Origin of the sequence: Arthrobacter sp. efr-133-R2A-120 (genome assembly GCF_030209835.1) — a bacterium.
Taxonomy (GTDB): Bacteria; Actinomycetota; Actinomycetes; order Actinomycetales; family Micrococcaceae; genus Arthrobacter.
Window position 1 is genome coordinate 21149 of record NZ_JARVRF010000075.1, and the last position, 15600, is coordinate 36748.

Below are 15600 nucleotides of genomic sequence, written 5' to 3' on the forward strand. Positions count from 1 at the left end.
CACAACCATGATGAAGAACAAGATCTACGCCGTCGGCGCTGCCGGAGTGATCGCCCTGAGCCTCGCAGCTTGCGGCACCAGCACCGCCAGTAGCACCAGCTCCTCAAGCGGCAGCGCTGCAGCGGACACCGCTTCGATGCCCACCGTGAAGCTCATGGTCGGCGGCATCGACAAGCAGATCTACTTGCCGTACCAGCTCGCAGAGCAGCTCGGCTACTACCAGAAGTACGGCGTCAAGGTGGAGCTTTCCACCGAGTCCCAGGGCGGCGTCGGCGCCGAAGACGCAATGGCATCCGGGCAGGTGGACATGGCCGGTGCGTGGTACGTCCACACGGTCGACTTCCAGTCCAAGGGCAAGAACGTCATCAACCTCGTGCAGCTCTCGGGTGCCCCCGGTGAACGCATCATGTGCAGCCCCAAGGCAAACGTGAAGACGGGCGCTGACCTCAAGGGCAAGACCGTCGGCGTCACCGACCTCGGATCGGGAACAGATGAGCTCACGCAGTTCGTCGCCGCGAAGGCCGGCCTCGCGAAGAGTGACTACCACACGATCGCCGTCGGCGCCGGAGCAACCGCGATCGCGGCCATCCAGCGCGGGTCCGCTGACTGTGTCATGACCACCCAGCCGACCGTGGGCGCCCTCGAGAACAAGAACCTCGCCGTTCCGGCGATCGACCTCGCCACCGCTGACGGCGCCAAGGCAGCACTTGGCGGCACCCTGCCGTCGGCCGGCCTTCTGGCCCAGTCGGATTGGGTCAAGACCCACGAAGACGCGGCCCAGAAGGTTGTCAACGCCCTCGTCGACACGATGCACTGGATCAGCACCCACTCCGCCCGGGACATCGCCGACAAGTTGCCCCAGTCCTACGTCCAGAACAGCACCATCTCCAAGGACCAGTACGTCTCCGCGCTGAACCAGGACAAGGGCCAGTTCCTCCCGGACGGCATCATGCCTGCAGGTGGCCCCAAGACGATCTTCGATGAGGAGAAGACGATCGGCGTTGACACCTCCAAGGTCAACATCGCCGACACGTTCAACCAGAAGTACGCCCAGGCCGCTCTCAAGCTCGAGGGCTACACCGCCACCACCACCCCTGCCGGTAACGACGGCTAATCTCTTCCCTCTATAGCTAGACCCCAAACAATCGGCCTGCGTGGTAATCCACGCAGGCCGATTGTTTTGGGTTCAGGCGAACATCATCTCGCTTGGGTATCGCGCTTGAATCTTGTTCTGTTGACCGTCCAGACAGTGATCCAGAGCAGAATGACCAAGATCAACGTCTCGGTCCCGTTGGGAGCAACCCCGAACAGGACCGAGACAACGTATGGAACGACGAACGCGAGTAACCCCGTTGCTACCGCGGCAAATACAACAGCACGAGCAGTCATCTTGCAGACCTCCCTGACGGCCCTCGATGCTTCCATGCACGGCCGACTGTTTTGTTTCCGGTACTTGTGGAGGCGTGGAGTTAGAGCTGCCGCGTACTGCTTCGATCCCTCATTTGCCATTCCTCGGATCTGAAGAACTTCTTTAGCTCCGATCCTGCATTCTCCGAGATACGTACGTCGTCATCGGTCACGTCAAACAGGGGAAGGTAGCCTTTTTGTTCCGCTAATTCGTTCGCTATCACCAAGACCGACTTTTCTTCTGCGGACACGGATTCGTCCTTGATCATGCGCTCCGCAATGTGCTCGCACCCGGAAATTTGCAGTATGACCATGAGGTCGAAGTTTCTTAGCTCATGCGCGTGCCAGATGCTCTTTAGTTGAAGAGGCCCGATAGTGCTGCTGTCCCCGGCTCTACTTGCATGGCTTGTCATGGGATCACTGCTAGGAACAGAAACGATTTCCTTACGAGGCGCATGTTCATCTCCAGCGGGAAGGCGGGCATTCCAAAACAGGACGAGCGGTCTGTTTAAGTTAGGCCACAACGCTTTCGAGGGTCAACCCTTTGGCGGGGACTCGGACTTAGGTGTCGATGCTCGCCATGTTGGGGTAGCGGGCTCCGGCAGTTGATCCAGCCGGGGCCAGCTCGTCCAGTCGCTTCAGGTCCTCTTCGGAGAGTACGACGGCGGTGGCCCCCAGGTTCTCTGCCAGGCGTTCGCGCTTCTTGGTGCCGGGGATCGGGACGATGTGCTCGCCCTGTGCCAGCAGCCAGGCGAGGGCCAGTTGTCCCGGAGTGCATTCCTTCTGGTCGGCGAGTTCCTTCACCCGGTCCACGAGTTCGAGGTTGCGCTTGAAGTTCTCGCCTTGGAACCTAGGGGAGTGCCGGCGGAAGTCGTTCGCGGCGAAGTCCGCCTCGCTGCGAAGTTGACCCGTCAGGAAGCCGCGGCCGAGAGGGCTGTAGGGAACGAACCCAATGCCCAGCTCGGCCAGGACAGGCAAGACCTTCGTTTCGGGTTCCCGTTCCCAGAGGGAGTACTCGGTCTGCAAAGCGGTGATGGGATGCACCGCGTGGGCGCGGCGGATGGTGTCCGGCGCAGCCTCGGACAGTCCCAAGTGCCGGACCTTTCCGGCCTGGACCAGTTCGGCCATGGCGCCCACGGTGTCTTCAATGGGGACGGTTTTGTCCACCCGGTGCTGGTAGTACAGGTCGATGTAGTCGACGCCGAGGCGCTGCAGGCTGGCGTCGCATGCGGAGCGGACGTATTCGGGCCTGCCGTTGACGCGCAGGAAGGATCCGTCCTCGCGGCGTTCGTTTCCGAACTTCGTGGCTACAACGACGTCGTCACGGCGGCCGGCGATAGCCTTGCCCACGAGCTTTTCGTTGGTGAAGGGCCCGTACATGTCGGCGGTGTCCAAGAGACTGCCGCCGGCGTCGAGGAAGGCGTTGATAGTGGCAAGGGATTCGCGGTCGTCCCCCTCGCCGTAGAACTCACTCATGCCCATGCAGCCGAGGCCAAGGGCAGAAACGGTCAATGAACCAAGCGTGCGGTTTTCCATGGGGTTCTCTCCTGTAGGTGGCAGAACGTGCTGGACGGCAGGACGATGCTCAGAGAGGGGTGCAGGTAGGGCCACTATAGGCAGGTGCGCAAGGAGGCTACAACGTTGGGGCAGGGAGAGCGGCCAAGCTACTGGTTGGCAACTTCGGATTGTCCGAACAGTTCCGCATCGAGTTGGTCGATGGCCTCGGGATACCCGGCCACATCGATGGGTCCCCGTGTCGTCTGGAATGAAACCACTCGGAAACCCGGTCCGAAATTGACTTCCGCGAACTCCGACAGCTCCAAGTGTCTGCGGTCCGGGGGGATGCGCCCATTGACGAGGAAAGTAGCTGGATTGACCCATGAACCGTCGCGGGACTCATTTGTCACGAAGTCAACAAGCGGTGCGCGGACGGAAAGCAGGTCCCGCACCCAGCCGTTGGCCAGGCCGCCGGGCACTGGTTCGGGCGAACGAACCCAGAATTCCGTCCACCCGCGCCGTCGCCATAGCTTGAACCTGAGCCGGTCGATCACGCGGGTTGCCACTGGTGAAACAAGCCAAGCGGCCGCCAAAGTGATGAAGAAAATGGGAAGTGAGTTGGGTTTTCCCCAACCGAGCGACAGCAGGACGATCGAAGCAAAGGCCGCGCTAACGGCATAGCCGAGGAGGATCGTCAGCAGACGTTTCATCCTCGCTTGCTTCCCGGTCATGCCACACTATAGGCCCGGGTCCCACACGTTGTCCCGGACTTGGCCCCCACCGGTGCCGGTGTCCGAAACGGGCCGCGGACCGCGGCGGAAAGTAAATTGGTGCTGAAACACATACCGTCCGGCCAAATCGACCCGCCAAAGCGAATAGGAAGAGGGAAATGAGCGAAACTGCGCTGCGTGCTGCGAAGGTCAATCTGATGGTGGCGCGGTGACGGCCCGGTTGCGGGTGTGCCTGCCCGATCAGAAACTCCTGGACGCGATTGAGCCTTCCGACGATGTCGAGTTCGTGGTGTGGGACCTGGCTGGCCCCGCCCCGGCAGACGGCTTCGACCTGCTGGTGCCGCCCTACATGGGCCGGCCAGACGCGCTCACGGCACTGGATGGCGTGCCGGTCCGGCTAGTGCAGAGCCAGTCGATAGGGTACGACGGCGTCGCAGACGTCTTGCCGTCGGGTTGCGTTTTCGCGAACGCGGCAGGAGTCCATGAGACGTCGACGGCGGAACTCGCCTTGGGGATGATGATCGCCAGCCAGCGCGGGATTCCGGAGTTTGTGCGTAACCAGGAGTCCGGAACGTGGGGCTACGGGCAGCGCCCAAGCTTGGCGGACCGTAAGGTTCTCCTGCTTGGCTACGGGGGAGTGGGGAAGGCCATTGAAGCCAGGCTGTTGCCGTTCGAAACGCACGTGACGCGAATGGCAAGTCGAGAACGGGTCGATGACCGCGGCCGGATCCTTGGCATCGACACCCTGTATGAGCAGTTGCCGCTGCACGAGATCGTGGTGGTCAGCGTTCCTCTGTCCGAGCAAACTCGTGGACTGGTGGACGCTCGGTTCCTCGCGGCCATGCCAGACGGCGCGTTGTTGGTGAACGTGGCCCGGGGCCCGGTGGCGGACACGAACGCCTTGCTGCGGGGGACGTCATCCGGACGGTTGCGCGCTGCCTTGGACGTGACCGACCCGGAGCCGCTGCCGGCCGATCATCCTTTGTGGACGGTCCCTGGTGTGCTGATCACGCCGCATGTTGGCGGGACGAGCTCGGCGATGTTCCCCCGGATGGTCCGCCTGATCCAGAAGCAGATTTCGTTGCTGCTGGCTGGCGACGAGCCGGTGAACGTGGTGCTGAGTAAGGAGTCAGTGGGCGAAGTGGGTTGAGCGAGAAGAGGCGGTTGGGGCTAGGCGAAGCGGCCGCAATTGTCATCTCGTTCTCAGCCCGACGGGGTGAGTGCAGAGCCGTGAGACATGGCACAGCAGGCGGTCGCATGCCAGCCCCGCGGCTCAGCTCTGAGGGCGCAATGTCTCGGGCTTGGAATATACGGCCGTTACGGTAGGACAGTTGTCCGTGACGGGGTTGTCCGAGAACCCGCGGGTATGGGATGCCTTGATAAGCCCACTGCCCGTGGCGTAGTCGTCCAGTTCCTCCAGCGTCGTCAGCCGGCTGTCTTCGCTTGCGAACCGCGCAGTTCCGGCGTCGATCCAGGCGTGATCGACGTGCCAACTTTTTCCCTCAAGAGTTGAAAACGAGACCAGAGCCCGTTGGTTGCCTGGATACGGAACGCAAAAGGTGACCGTGTCGGCAACATGCATTGCTGAGATTGCGGTGGCGTTGTGGGTTTCAACTATGAGCGTTCCCCCCGGTTTCAGCGCCTCTGCCGCCTTTTCGATGGTCGTGCGCTGCATCACCGGATCGCAGATCATTGAAATGGTTGCGCATACACAGAGAATTACGTCTGGTTCGATGTTGTACTCGAATGAAGAGATGTCACCTTGCCTGCGTTCGACGGTTCCGGCAGGGTCGACCAAACGCAGCATCTCGAGCATTTCCTGGGAGATGTCGATGCCCGTGAACCGCACCTTACGACCGGTACGCGCCAGCATTTCCTGTAGAGGGAGGGCTACCCTGCCTGTTCCAACCCCGAGTTCAACGACGGATTGCGCTGCCGGTGGAATGCGGTCCGCGAGCCAGGCGACCTCAATATCGGACAGCTGGTGGCGCGGAAAGATGTCATCGTAGAAGTCGGCGAATTGCTGGCCGTAGTCGGTGTAGGTCCGAAGATTTGGTTTCGATTCGTACAAGAGTGGCCTCCTCCTTGGCTTTCAGGGTGCGGTGGGAAGTAGTGCATTGTGGGTGGGGCGACACGAGGAGCTGTTCGCGCAACCGCATGCGTAGATTAGTCCGCGCCTGGTGCTGGACTCGCAAAGTGCAGGGAAGGTTCTGAATCGGTCATGTTCGGTGGCCCTCGAGGCGGGATTCTCCCCCACGCGGACTTGGCATACTCAGGCTCGTTCGGCGCCAATCGAAGTTTGCTGGTTATGCTACCGATTGGAGCTGAAACTGGAAAGTCGCATAGTTCGACGGACAACGTCCGTGTCCGTTGTCCGTGTTCGATTGGATACGCGTCGAGCACAAAAGCCTCGCGCATGTTGTGTTGGACGGGAATTTATTGGGTTGTCGAATATTCCCCGGCGTCGATACCTTGATCAAGGGAACCACGGACTAATGCGCCTTGTAAGGTACCGGATAGGACAGTCAGCGTCGCGATCAGGAGCTCAGCGCGCAGCAGCACCTCTAGGCCCGGCGCAATCACCAGGATGTGTCTTCGACGACCCCCGAGGCGCGCCCCGCAGGATATATACATCGGCTAAAGCTACATGGGTGCCCGCTGCGGGAATGCGTGACACAGGCCGGCAGCGTACCACCAAGGATACGTGCAGGGTCTTTCATTCTATGCCAGCATATTGCTCCGTGAGTAACCGAGCTTAAGTCAGAGTCAGCCATCTGTGATTTATGAAAACCGACCGCTGACCGGTATTTGAGTATCCAGATTATTCCGCATTCCATCCAAGAAGATCGGTGGACCAAATTCCAGTAAATGATATGTTTAATACATGAACGTCTGGACATTCCTTGCATTGGTCAGCGTGGGCGCATCGACGATTGCGGCCTATTTTTCCCTCAAGCTTGCCCAAGAGCCGAGGTCCAGGTTTGGGTACAGCGCTTTGAGATGCGCAAACCCAGAGAAGGCTCGTTCGCTGTACAAACGGGCGCAGGTGGTCTTGGTTCCCGGCGCGATCCTGTCGATGCTCATCTCGATCACAGGGCTCGTTGTTTCAGATTTCGGGCCCCGGTCCGCTGTATGGACTTTGGTTTCTCTTATTCTGCTGGGCGTGTCGCTGCTCGGCGGTTGGCTCGTCACAAAGAAGGGCTTTGCGCCAGTGGTCTGAGCCAAAACGCAACATTCCCGGACCGTTGGCGCCGTCCGGGAGTGTTGTTTTACGGGCGCTCACTGTCCGAAGGTAATGAACGGAGATGCGAAAAGTACCTCAGGTTCGGATTCCTGATCAAAGCCGGAGTCTCTAACCAATGAAAACTGGAATCCGGGATACCTCGGAGGGTGGTCGGCCGAAAGCCTGGATCGCATGCTTGCGGCCATTAATCGGAACGCAGGGGCAGTCGTCGCGACGTCCGGCATCGGCCCTGTGATGATCGGCAGCAGGTCTGAAGCGAGGTCGAATGCTGCTTTCTCGTCCCGTCGGCCCGGAAACCACAAAGTCTGAAAAGGATTTCGTGCCGCAACGATCTCCAGGAGATGCCAGGATGTGGCTGTGCCTTCCTGATCGACGAGCCGGTAGAAGAGGTGATAGTCGTGACCGGCGGGATCCGGTGCGAAAAATCGCCAGTTTGGGATCAGGGAAAACGGGTCAGCGCCGCGCATGCGGTTGAATGAATGATGCGGATACTGATTCCAGAATGTTACTGCGACGTAGGACGCCACGACACCGCACGCAACGAAGTCTAGGACCTTTCCCGCGATGCCGCGGTTCATCTGGTGATCTCCGACATGAATCTCAGGATCTCCTCGGCCACTGCATGTGCGTGGCTCCGGCTTGTCAGGATCGAGTCATGATTGGACTTGGGGATCGTCGTCAGCCGGCTCGGATACTGATGTGCATCGACCAGATCCTGGTGGAGATCCCGCTGCACTTGGTCGGCTGCCACCGTTTGTTCTGCGGAGGCAAGCAAGCACGGAAAGGGAACCGAAGAAACCGCGCCTTCGAAAGCCTGGAACTCCTGACGGATTCCGCTCCACTCACGGAACCCAGTCTGCCAAAGCCGGGCGTCCGCATATTCGTCATACGCTCTAGCCTGAACTGGTTCAGGAAGCGCCAGAATCCATGCCGGACGAGAGAGCAGACTTCCCAGACCGAACGACGTTCCGACTTTGAACGATTGGATACCACTGGTCAATTTCGAAATTCCGCTCCGCTGGGTGTCGGAGTGGTTGAGCTCGGCGGGATGGGACGGATCAATGTAGATAAGGCCGGCCAAGCGCGGGTCAGCCCGGTCAGGGGCTGCATAGCGGCGGATAATCTCGCTGCCAAAGGAGTGCCCCACGAGGAACAATTTCCCAGGGTCGGGACAACCTGACGCGACGAGGTCCTCCAAATCCCGGACGCTTGAATCGATTGAGTACTCGGACGCGTCATTCTGTTGCTTCCGGCTAGGCCCATACCCGGCTCGGTAATACTGCACGACGCTAACGCCTGCGTTGTGCAGCCGGCTCGCGATCCACTCGAAGTGGGCCTGAGTGCTCAATAGACCAGTCTCAATCACAACTGTTGGTCCGGTAGGACTGGCACTTCGTCGGCGGAATGCAAGAATCGAACCGTTCCTCGTGGGCGTCTCGAGGAGTATGAACTCCCCAAGATCCCCACGAACGCGCTTCCTCCGGGCCATGGCGAGAGCAGCAAGGATCGCTCCGCCAATTACGGTGGCAAATGCCGCGAGGTGCAAGGCCCGATCGTCACGATCTGTTCGGAACGCGTTGGCCCGGCTGGTGTAGGCCACAGCCGGATGCATGGATACGAAGCTCGTAACGAAGCGCCCCAGCCCCATGATCTGAGCAGTCGCGAGGTGGAATCCCCCTGCTGTCGCTATGAACCCTCTTACGACGACGGGGGAGCGACATAGACAAGAGGAAACAGGCACTCAAAAGCTAGGACGAAATGGGAAAGCGCTTTGGATGTCTTCGGAAACCGTCTAACCAGATTCCACGATGCTTCATGGCCATAGGTGCGCGTCCGGAGAATGTTGACCAGGGCTGTTCCGGAGCGCCACTGCTCGCCGACCAGCTTTGCCCACCCGGCAACAGCATACGAGAGCGATGACTGCAAAGACACGCCCCAGAGCAGGGCATCCTGACGGGCTGGCACTGTATCCACGCCTGCAGCGCCCACTAGAATTTGCGTGATCGTCGTTGCTTGGTCAGAACCGTCGCTTCCATACCGGTTTCTGGGGTATGTCAGGACACCCAGGATTCCGGAAGCAAGTACCATAGAGCTCTGCAACCTCAAGTGACGTGAGGGCATGGCCAGTGCCCCAACGCTCAGGACCGCCCGGCTTACCTGTAAACCCATCGACAAGCGCCGGTCGGAGAAAACCTCTGCAATCCACCGAACGGGACGAGGCTGTCCATGGTAGGAGGCGCGCGCCTCGTACCATTCGTCATACCGGCGGGTCTTGTCGCGGCGAAGCCGGACGACGTACTCCAGACTGGAAATCAGCGATGTCACGGCTCCGATCTTCTGCGATACCCCAATACTTCTCGATCGGGAAAATCGAATCGGGCCGCGAAACAGTTCCAAGTGCCGCCTCAAGGAAACCCCCAACCTATGTTTCTGCTGGTCAGCCAGCATTTCTTCCGGCATCAAATGCATTGACAATGGCGGCACTGAAAGCAACTCCAGCCATGAAAGCAGCGGGAGTTCCCATGATGATTCCATGATCGTTGGAACCGGCCAGATCAATACCTGATCCGCGCGCGTCAACGTGAGCAAGAAATCCATCAGCGTTTACAGAATCAACAAGGCGGCGGTAATTCATCGTCCCGCTGCCTGACCAATCGTGTAAGCGCCCACGACAGCCGAGGCCCCGGCAGTGAAGGCACCTGCCAGGGCCAGATTATTTGCCATTGCGGCCATGCTTACTGCTACTGCCATAGGAGTTGCCATGATGGGGCCGCCGCCAGACGGGCGAACCATTCCTTCGATTCGATCGCCAAGCAGGCCATCTAGCTGGGTGTTGACCGAACGGACCATTTCGAGAGTAGTGCTCATTATTCCCCCAACAATTGCGTATATGGACCTACTACAATAATTCGAAAATATCGGTGCGGTCAATGGATAACTGGAGAGATTCGACTAAATGCACGGTCAGAGGGGGCAATTAAAGTTCCCGCTTAAATCCGGGTTTCGAGTGGGTACGCGCGTTTCGGACAGAGAGGGAACGTGAAAGCTGAGGTCTTGGGCCCTAGCATCTCGATCGAGATGATACGCCCGTGTGAAGTCGAAGACTTCCAGACATCTGATAAAGAGTGGTCGCGGCCGTGAACTCCACAGGTCGGTAACCAGCCAGAGCTTGCGGCTATTCAAGTAGGTTTTGGATCCATCGAAGTATCAATAGGTTGAGACGGGCAAAGGCGACCAGCACCCATAGCGTGGTGGCCGCGTCTATTTATCCGGATAGATGTCGTTGGTGGAGAGGTTTGGGGTAGCGGGTACCGTCCGTCGAACCGGCGGGCGTGAGCTCGTCCAGTAGGCCGCTGCCGGCATCGTGGAACGCATTGAGGGTGGCAAGGACTCTCGTTCGTCCCCCTCGCCGTAGAACTCAGCCGGCGTGGTCGGACTGCTGGAGTTTCCACCGCCGCGATGTCGCTGTCCCCCGCTACGGTGACCGTACAGTGCGTTGGCGTTGAAGCGCCCTAGGCGCCGTTGACGCCGGGTGTGCGCACGGTGGTTTCTGTCCTGCGCAGCGCGGTAACGAAAGGGGCATGAACAACGAGCTGCAATTCCGTCACTGCGAACCGTGGAGGGTCCTCAAACTTATCCTCGAATTGTGGGGCCGATCCCATCTTCGAGGATCTGAGGCGAAGCTTCGATTGGTCCGGAAAGTCGTCCATAGCGCGATGACTCGGGAACGAGGGGAATACTCAAGCCTGACGCGAGAATGTTGGCGTTCACGTAGTCAATACGACGGACCCACGAACCGCCTTTTCGGCCACTTCCCGAAACTGTTTTGTAGATGCTTTGCCCAGGAAAAATCCATTCACGCTTTCCGTCAAGAATCTCTTCAAGAACTCTCAACAGGGGCATCCTGGTGGCGCGGATGCAGCCGGAGGAAGCGTCAAGACGGCCTATCGTTCCCGAAGCCTCAATGACCGGAGTCGTACGAGGCTGGTCGGGCTCCCATGGCGAGAGTGCCGTGTACGGCTTAGAGAATGATCGAACACGAACGAAAGCGCCGCGATTCGTAAAAACTTGATGTTGCGTTTCGGGGGACAACTTGGCTGAGTCTGTGATGAGCCAAATGACTTCGTGACCCAGCGACATTCGATGCTGAGTGCGAGCACGTATGTCCGTGTCCCATCGCTGAATCTCTATGGCAACGGATCGATTGGTCTTCACATTCAGAATCAGCAGGTCCGCGTTGGACTCATAGTCCTCCACGGTGACCTGAAGCTGAGCACGTCGCCGTACCTGTTTGGCTATTTCCGACTGATACCAGAGATGCTCAGCGGACATTGGTCCACCGCCCCTTGTGGAATGGTCCGCTCGACGGGAAGTGAAGTGGTGGCAATCAACGGATCCTGGTGCATTTCGAAAATGCCGGGTGCCTTGCCTGTCAACCGCGACAAGTGTCACTTCGCATCCAACTACAGGGCACTTTAGTAGAGGCTTCGCGCTGCGGATGAAAAGCCAGTCGGTGTTTCGATGCACATTTAGGATTCTGCCAGTGGGCTCTGACCACAGAACGGCGTCTTGTTTGGATCCCGGAACTACATTCTCCAAGTGTTCCTGTTGCACGATTTGCCCCCAGCATGCAGATTAAATTGGAAACGACACTTTTCAGTCTGAGACTAAGACTGACCCGTGACAATAAAAGTGTTGCGGGCGGGCCGGTAGGGGTCTTTGGACAAACGTCTCCAAGCCAATACCCTGGCGCAATGAACATATTCAACGGGGGACCGACGGACTCGCGTCTGTCGGAGGGGCTTTACGAGCTCCTTAACACCGAAGCCCTGGCAGCCAGGCTGGTACTAGTACCGGAACTTCAGGCGGTGGTGGCCGGCGTCGACGATGACGACACGCCAGACATCCTTTCGCGTCACGTCGCACAAGTCGTCCATCAGGCTTTATCGGCGGCGAAGCCTGGAGAACGAGTGAGCCTCGCCAACCGGCTCCTCCGCGAAATCCAGGACGCCGACCATATCGTCGACGGCCCCAGGCAACTCCTCTCGTTGCACCGCCCTGACGCGATGAAACGCCGGCAACTGCGGCGCCCCACCACAAAACTGAGCGACTCGGCCCTCCTCACCAACAGCAAGGAAGACCCCAACCTTGCCGCTGAGTTGCGAACTGAGATTGAGTCAGCCAACACAGTTGATCTCCTCTGCGCCTTCGTTCGGTGGACGGGCCTTAGATTGCTCCAGCCCGCCCTCGAACAACTCAGGGAGCGTGGGGTCAAATTTAGGGTCCTCACAACTACCTACATGGGCGCTACGGAGCGCCGCGCCATGGATGAACTCGTCCGTCGTTACGATGCCGAGGTCAAGATCAATTACGAAACCCAGGCCACGCGACTGCACGCCAAGGCTTGGCTCTTCCGCAGGGCTTCTGGCTTCGATACCGCCTATGTCGGGAGCTCCAACCTAAGCCAGGCAGCACTCCTAGACGGGCTGGAGTGGAACGTCCGTCTGAGTTCAGTCGCCACACCCGCGCTACTCAAGAAGTTTGAGGTCACCTTCGACAGCTACTGGGAACAGCGGGCGTTCCAGAGCTACGATCCAGACGCCGATGGCGATAAACTCGACGCCGCCCTCGAGCGCAACGGAGGCAGGCGAACGGCAGCCCCGGACACTGCCACTGGCCTTGAAATTCAGCCCTTCCTCCACCAGGACGAGATGCTCGAAGACCTCGAAGCTGAGCGTTCAAAGGGATACAACCGGAATCTCCTGGTTGCTGCCACAGGGACCGGCAAGACCGTCATCGCTGCCCTGGACTACAAGCGGCTCTGCGAAGCGGCCGGCCGAAACCTGACACTCCTTTTCGTGGCTCACCGGCAGGAGATCCTGAAACAGTCAATGCGCACATATCGCGACGTCATGCAGGACGGCGCCTTCGGCGAACTCTACGTCGGCGATCATAAACCTCAACAGTGGAAGCACCTCTTTGCCTCTGTTCAATCGCTTGCTTCCCTCGGTGTCCAGACCCTCAAACCCGCTCAGTTCGACGTCGTCGTCATTGACGAGTTCCATCACGCTATGGCTCCGACCTACCGGCTATTGCTCGAGTACCTCCAGCCGCAGCAGCTCCTCGGGCTTACAGCTACGCCGGAACGTGGGGACGGCGGCGACGTCGCCAAGGAATTCTTCAACGGCCGCACTGCTAGCGAACTCCGACTCTGGGACGCTCTCGATGCCGATCTGTTGGTGCCGTTCCACTACTTTGGCGTCTCGGACGACGTCGACCTGACTCAGGTTGAATGGAAACGAGGCAACTACGACACTGCTCAGCTCGACCGCCTATACACAGGAAATAATGCCCGAGCGGCAAAGGTCATCCGCGAGCTGCGCGACAAAGTCACGAGCACCGAGTACATGCGCGCCATCGGCTTCTGCGTTTCGGTGCAGCATGCGCACTACATGGCCAAAGTCTTCAATGGTGCCGGTATCTCGTCTGTTGCAGTTGACGGCAGCAGCGACGACGCCGAACGCGAACTTGCGCTCAAACGGCTCCGGAACAGGGAGATAAACTGCATCTTCGCCGTCGACCTTTTCAACGAAGGCCTGGACCTGCCTCAGGTGGACACTATCCTGATGCTCCGGCCCACACAGAGTGCCACTATCTTCCTCCAGCAGCTCGGGCGGGGGCTACGCCGTGCCGAGGGCAAAGCGGTGCTGACGGTCATGGACTTCATTGGTCAGCAACGCCGTGAGTTCCGCTTCGATCTGCGTTACCGGGCGCTCACCGGCTACGGGCGGAAAGAACTGGAGAAAGCCGTCGAGGACGAGTTCCCCTACCTGCCATCGGGCTCACAAATTGTGTTGGACCGCGTCGCGCAGAAGGTCGTTCTGGACAATATCAAGGCACAGCTGCGGTTCAACAGGGCGCAGCTTGTCCGCGACATCGCCTCATACGCAGAGATTGAGCTGGAGGCGTACCTGGAGCAGTCCGGGAACGACCTGAAGTCGATCTACCGTTCAACGAAGGACTCCTGGACCGGCTACCTCCGTCAGGCCGGGCTGATCGAGGGGTTCTCGCCGTTGGAGGCTGTCCTCGCCGGGCGGATCCAGGAGCTTTCGGATGCCGATGAGAAGAAGCTCCTTAGCCGGATGGCCGCGCTGATCCACGTCGACGATCCGGAACGCGCCGAGGCGTACTCGATGTTGGTCAGCCCCGGCGCGCCCAGCTACGCGGACCTTGGGATCCGCGAACAGACATTCGCCCGCATGCTGTTCTACACCCTCTGGGATGACGGCGGCAGATTCCAGTCGTACGACGCCGGACTGGACCATTTGCGAGGTTACCAGTTTGTCTGCAGCGAGATCCGCCAGCTCGTGAAGTTCGGGGTTGCGGCGTCCAAACATGCCGCTAAAGGCCTCGGAGCAGGACTACAACACGTTCCGCTGTTGTCGCACGCAACATATCGGCGCGAGGAAATCCTGGCGGCGCTGCAGTACGGATCATTGGAACTTGGCAGGAACGTGCAGCACCGGGAGGGCGTCGCCTGGTGCCTGGCGACGTCCACCGATGCCTTTTTTGTCACCCTCAACAAGGACGACAAGAAGCACTCTGCAACGACGATGTACAAGGACTACGCCATCAGCCCAGAGCTGTTCCACTGGGAATCGCAGAACGCGACGTCGTCCGGAAGCCTCGCGGGCAAGCGGTACCTGGACCGGTCCGCGCACGGCTCGAACATCTTGATTTTTACCCGTGATACCGCCGAGGACGAGACGGGACTGACCGTTCCCTACACATGCCTCGGTCAGGTCGACTACGTGCAGCACGAGGGGGAGAAGCCCATTGCGATCACTTGGAAGCTGCACAGGCCGATGCCGGCCGACGTGTATGCGACGGCGGCTGCTGTGGCGCAATAGGAGGAGCTTCAATCCGCATGTAATGTTCTCTGGCTCGTAACGGGAACGGTCCTGTGTTTCGGGGTCGTACTAGTGGAGGCACGGGATCAGACCGATCGGCGTTGCCGGCAAACAGCCAACGTCAACTGAGTTCACGCCAAGACGATTGAGGATGCGATGTGTGTAGTTAAGCCCGTCATGGCACATCCTTACATATGCCCCGAGCGTTCGTTCGTGACGAGTTCGGTTGCCCCGGCCACGGGAAGCCGCTTGCGTTATGTCCATCTCGTGGGCGATTGGATTGCGGGCTTTGAAAAGGGGATTGAGAGTCGCTTGCACCTATGCCTGTGCCTGGGCTTCGGAGCGCAGGCGCATGTCAGTTTCTAAACCCCGGTATGGGTCATTCAACTGGTTTCTCGATTATCACGAGGAGTTCAGTCTGGTACCGATTCAACCCGGTCATCCCCATCTCCGTGGTCATAGGGGCGGCCCTTCCGTGTTTCGGCGTCACATCCGTGCTTCGCGCGAACTCGAACGCATACTGGGGTGATTTTCCCGGCGGTGAGGCAACAGGCAGGCGGTCGTCCGGCGGCTCGGGCTGGGGGCAGGCGCATCGATCCCCGCGGCGTCGATGTAGACGTCGAGGGCCTGGCCTGGCCTGGCCTGGCCAATGCGCTGGTTGGACGCGGCCTCGAATGTCCCCAGGCGTACGGCGATCGTCCGTGAAGGCGACTTCGAGTTCGTCGGCTGCTTTCAGATGTCCGTGCAGCCGGATGCTGGCTCTTCGTGGTTGGTGGGGAATTGAGTTCGTGTCGTTGAAGACAAGAGGGCC

General features: G+C 59.4%; 13 protein-coding genes. 4 read left to right on the forward strand and 9 right to left on the reverse strand.

All coding sequences use genetic code 11. From position 1 onward, the window contains the following. The first annotated feature begins 7 nt into the window (after positions 1-7). Positions 8-1114 carry an ABC transporter substrate-binding protein gene (locus tag QRN52_RS23405; RefSeq protein WP_284756231.1) on the forward strand — a complete coding sequence of 369 codons (1107 nt, stop codon included), beginning with the start codon at positions 8-10 and terminating at the stop codon, positions 1112-1114. Positions 1115-1469: 355 nt separating this feature from the next. Here QRN52_RS23405 and QRN52_RS23410 read toward each other — a convergent pair whose 3' ends face one another. The 3 genes from QRN52_RS23410 to QRN52_RS23420 form a co-directional block, all read right to left on the reverse strand. Continuing rightward, entirely contained in the window at positions 1470-1721 is a 252-nt protein-coding gene (locus QRN52_RS23410) for a hypothetical protein (RefSeq protein WP_284756232.1), read from the reverse strand. 247 nt (positions 1722-1968) lie between these two features. Next, entirely contained in the window at positions 1969-2943 is a 975-nt protein-coding gene (locus tag QRN52_RS23415) for an aldo/keto reductase (protein ID WP_284756233.1), read from the reverse strand. A gap of 128 nt (positions 2944-3071) precedes the next feature. Next, positions 3072-3614 carry a hypothetical protein gene (locus QRN52_RS23420; protein WP_284756234.1) on the reverse strand — a complete coding sequence of 181 codons (543 nt, stop codon included), beginning with the start codon at positions 3612-3614 and terminating at the stop codon, positions 3072-3074. A 229-nt stretch (positions 3615-3843) separates the two neighbouring features. Here QRN52_RS23420 and QRN52_RS23425 point away from each other — a divergent pair, with 229 nt between their 5' ends. Continuing rightward, positions 3844-4785, forward strand: a complete 942-nt coding sequence (locus tag QRN52_RS23425; RefSeq protein WP_284756235.1) for a 2-hydroxyacid dehydrogenase — start codon at positions 3844-3846, stop codon at positions 4783-4785. Positions 4786-4908: 123 nt separating this feature from the next. Here QRN52_RS23425 and QRN52_RS23430 read toward each other — a convergent pair whose 3' ends face one another. Then, positions 4909-5706, reverse strand: coding sequence for a class I SAM-dependent methyltransferase (locus tag QRN52_RS23430; RefSeq protein ID WP_284756237.1), 798 nt, complete (start codon positions 5704-5706; stop codon positions 4909-4911). A gap of 813 nt (positions 5707-6519) precedes the next feature. Between QRN52_RS23430 and QRN52_RS23435 the strand changes: the two genes are divergently transcribed. Beyond that, positions 6520-6855 carry a hypothetical protein gene (locus tag QRN52_RS23435; protein ID WP_284756238.1) on the forward strand — a complete coding sequence of 112 codons (336 nt, stop codon included), beginning with the start codon at positions 6520-6522 and terminating at the stop codon, positions 6853-6855. A 59-nt stretch (positions 6856-6914) separates the two neighbouring features. Here the strand turns inward: QRN52_RS23435 and QRN52_RS23440 are convergent, their stop codons facing one another. The 5 genes from QRN52_RS23440 to QRN52_RS23460 all read right to left on the reverse strand — a co-directional run bounded on the left by QRN52_RS23440 (position 6915) and on the right by QRN52_RS23460 (position 11211). Next, entirely contained in the window at positions 6915-7457 is a 543-nt protein-coding gene (locus QRN52_RS23440) for a hypothetical protein (RefSeq protein WP_284756239.1), read from the reverse strand. Further along, positions 7454-8527, reverse strand: a complete 1074-nt coding sequence (locus QRN52_RS23445) for an alpha/beta hydrolase (RefSeq protein ID WP_350225174.1) — start codon at positions 8525-8527, stop codon at positions 7454-7456. Before QRN52_RS23445 ends, QRN52_RS23440 begins: the two co-directional genes overlap by 4 nt. A 50-nt stretch (positions 8528-8577) precedes the next feature. Beyond that, on the reverse strand, positions 8578-9477 hold the full coding sequence (locus tag QRN52_RS23450; protein WP_284756241.1) for a hypothetical protein: 900 nt from the start codon (positions 9475-9477) through the stop codon (positions 8578-8580). A 33-nt stretch (positions 9478-9510) separates the two neighbouring features. Next, positions 9511-9747: a hypothetical protein gene (locus tag QRN52_RS23455; RefSeq protein ID WP_284756243.1), complete on the reverse strand. Its 237-nt coding sequence runs from the start codon at positions 9745-9747 to the stop codon at positions 9511-9513. A 765-nt stretch (positions 9748-10512) separates the two neighbouring features. After that, a complete protein-coding gene (locus tag QRN52_RS23460; RefSeq protein WP_284756245.1) occupies positions 10513-11211 on the reverse strand; it encodes a competence protein CoiA family protein in 699 nt (232 codons plus the stop codon). 422 nt (positions 11212-11633) lie between these two features. Between QRN52_RS23460 and QRN52_RS23465 the strand changes: the two genes are divergently transcribed. Then, positions 11634-14789, forward strand: a complete 3156-nt coding sequence (locus QRN52_RS23465) for a DEAD/DEAH box helicase (RefSeq protein WP_284756246.1) — start codon at positions 11634-11636, stop codon at positions 14787-14789. The last annotated feature ends 811 nt before the right edge of the window (positions 14790-15600 follow it).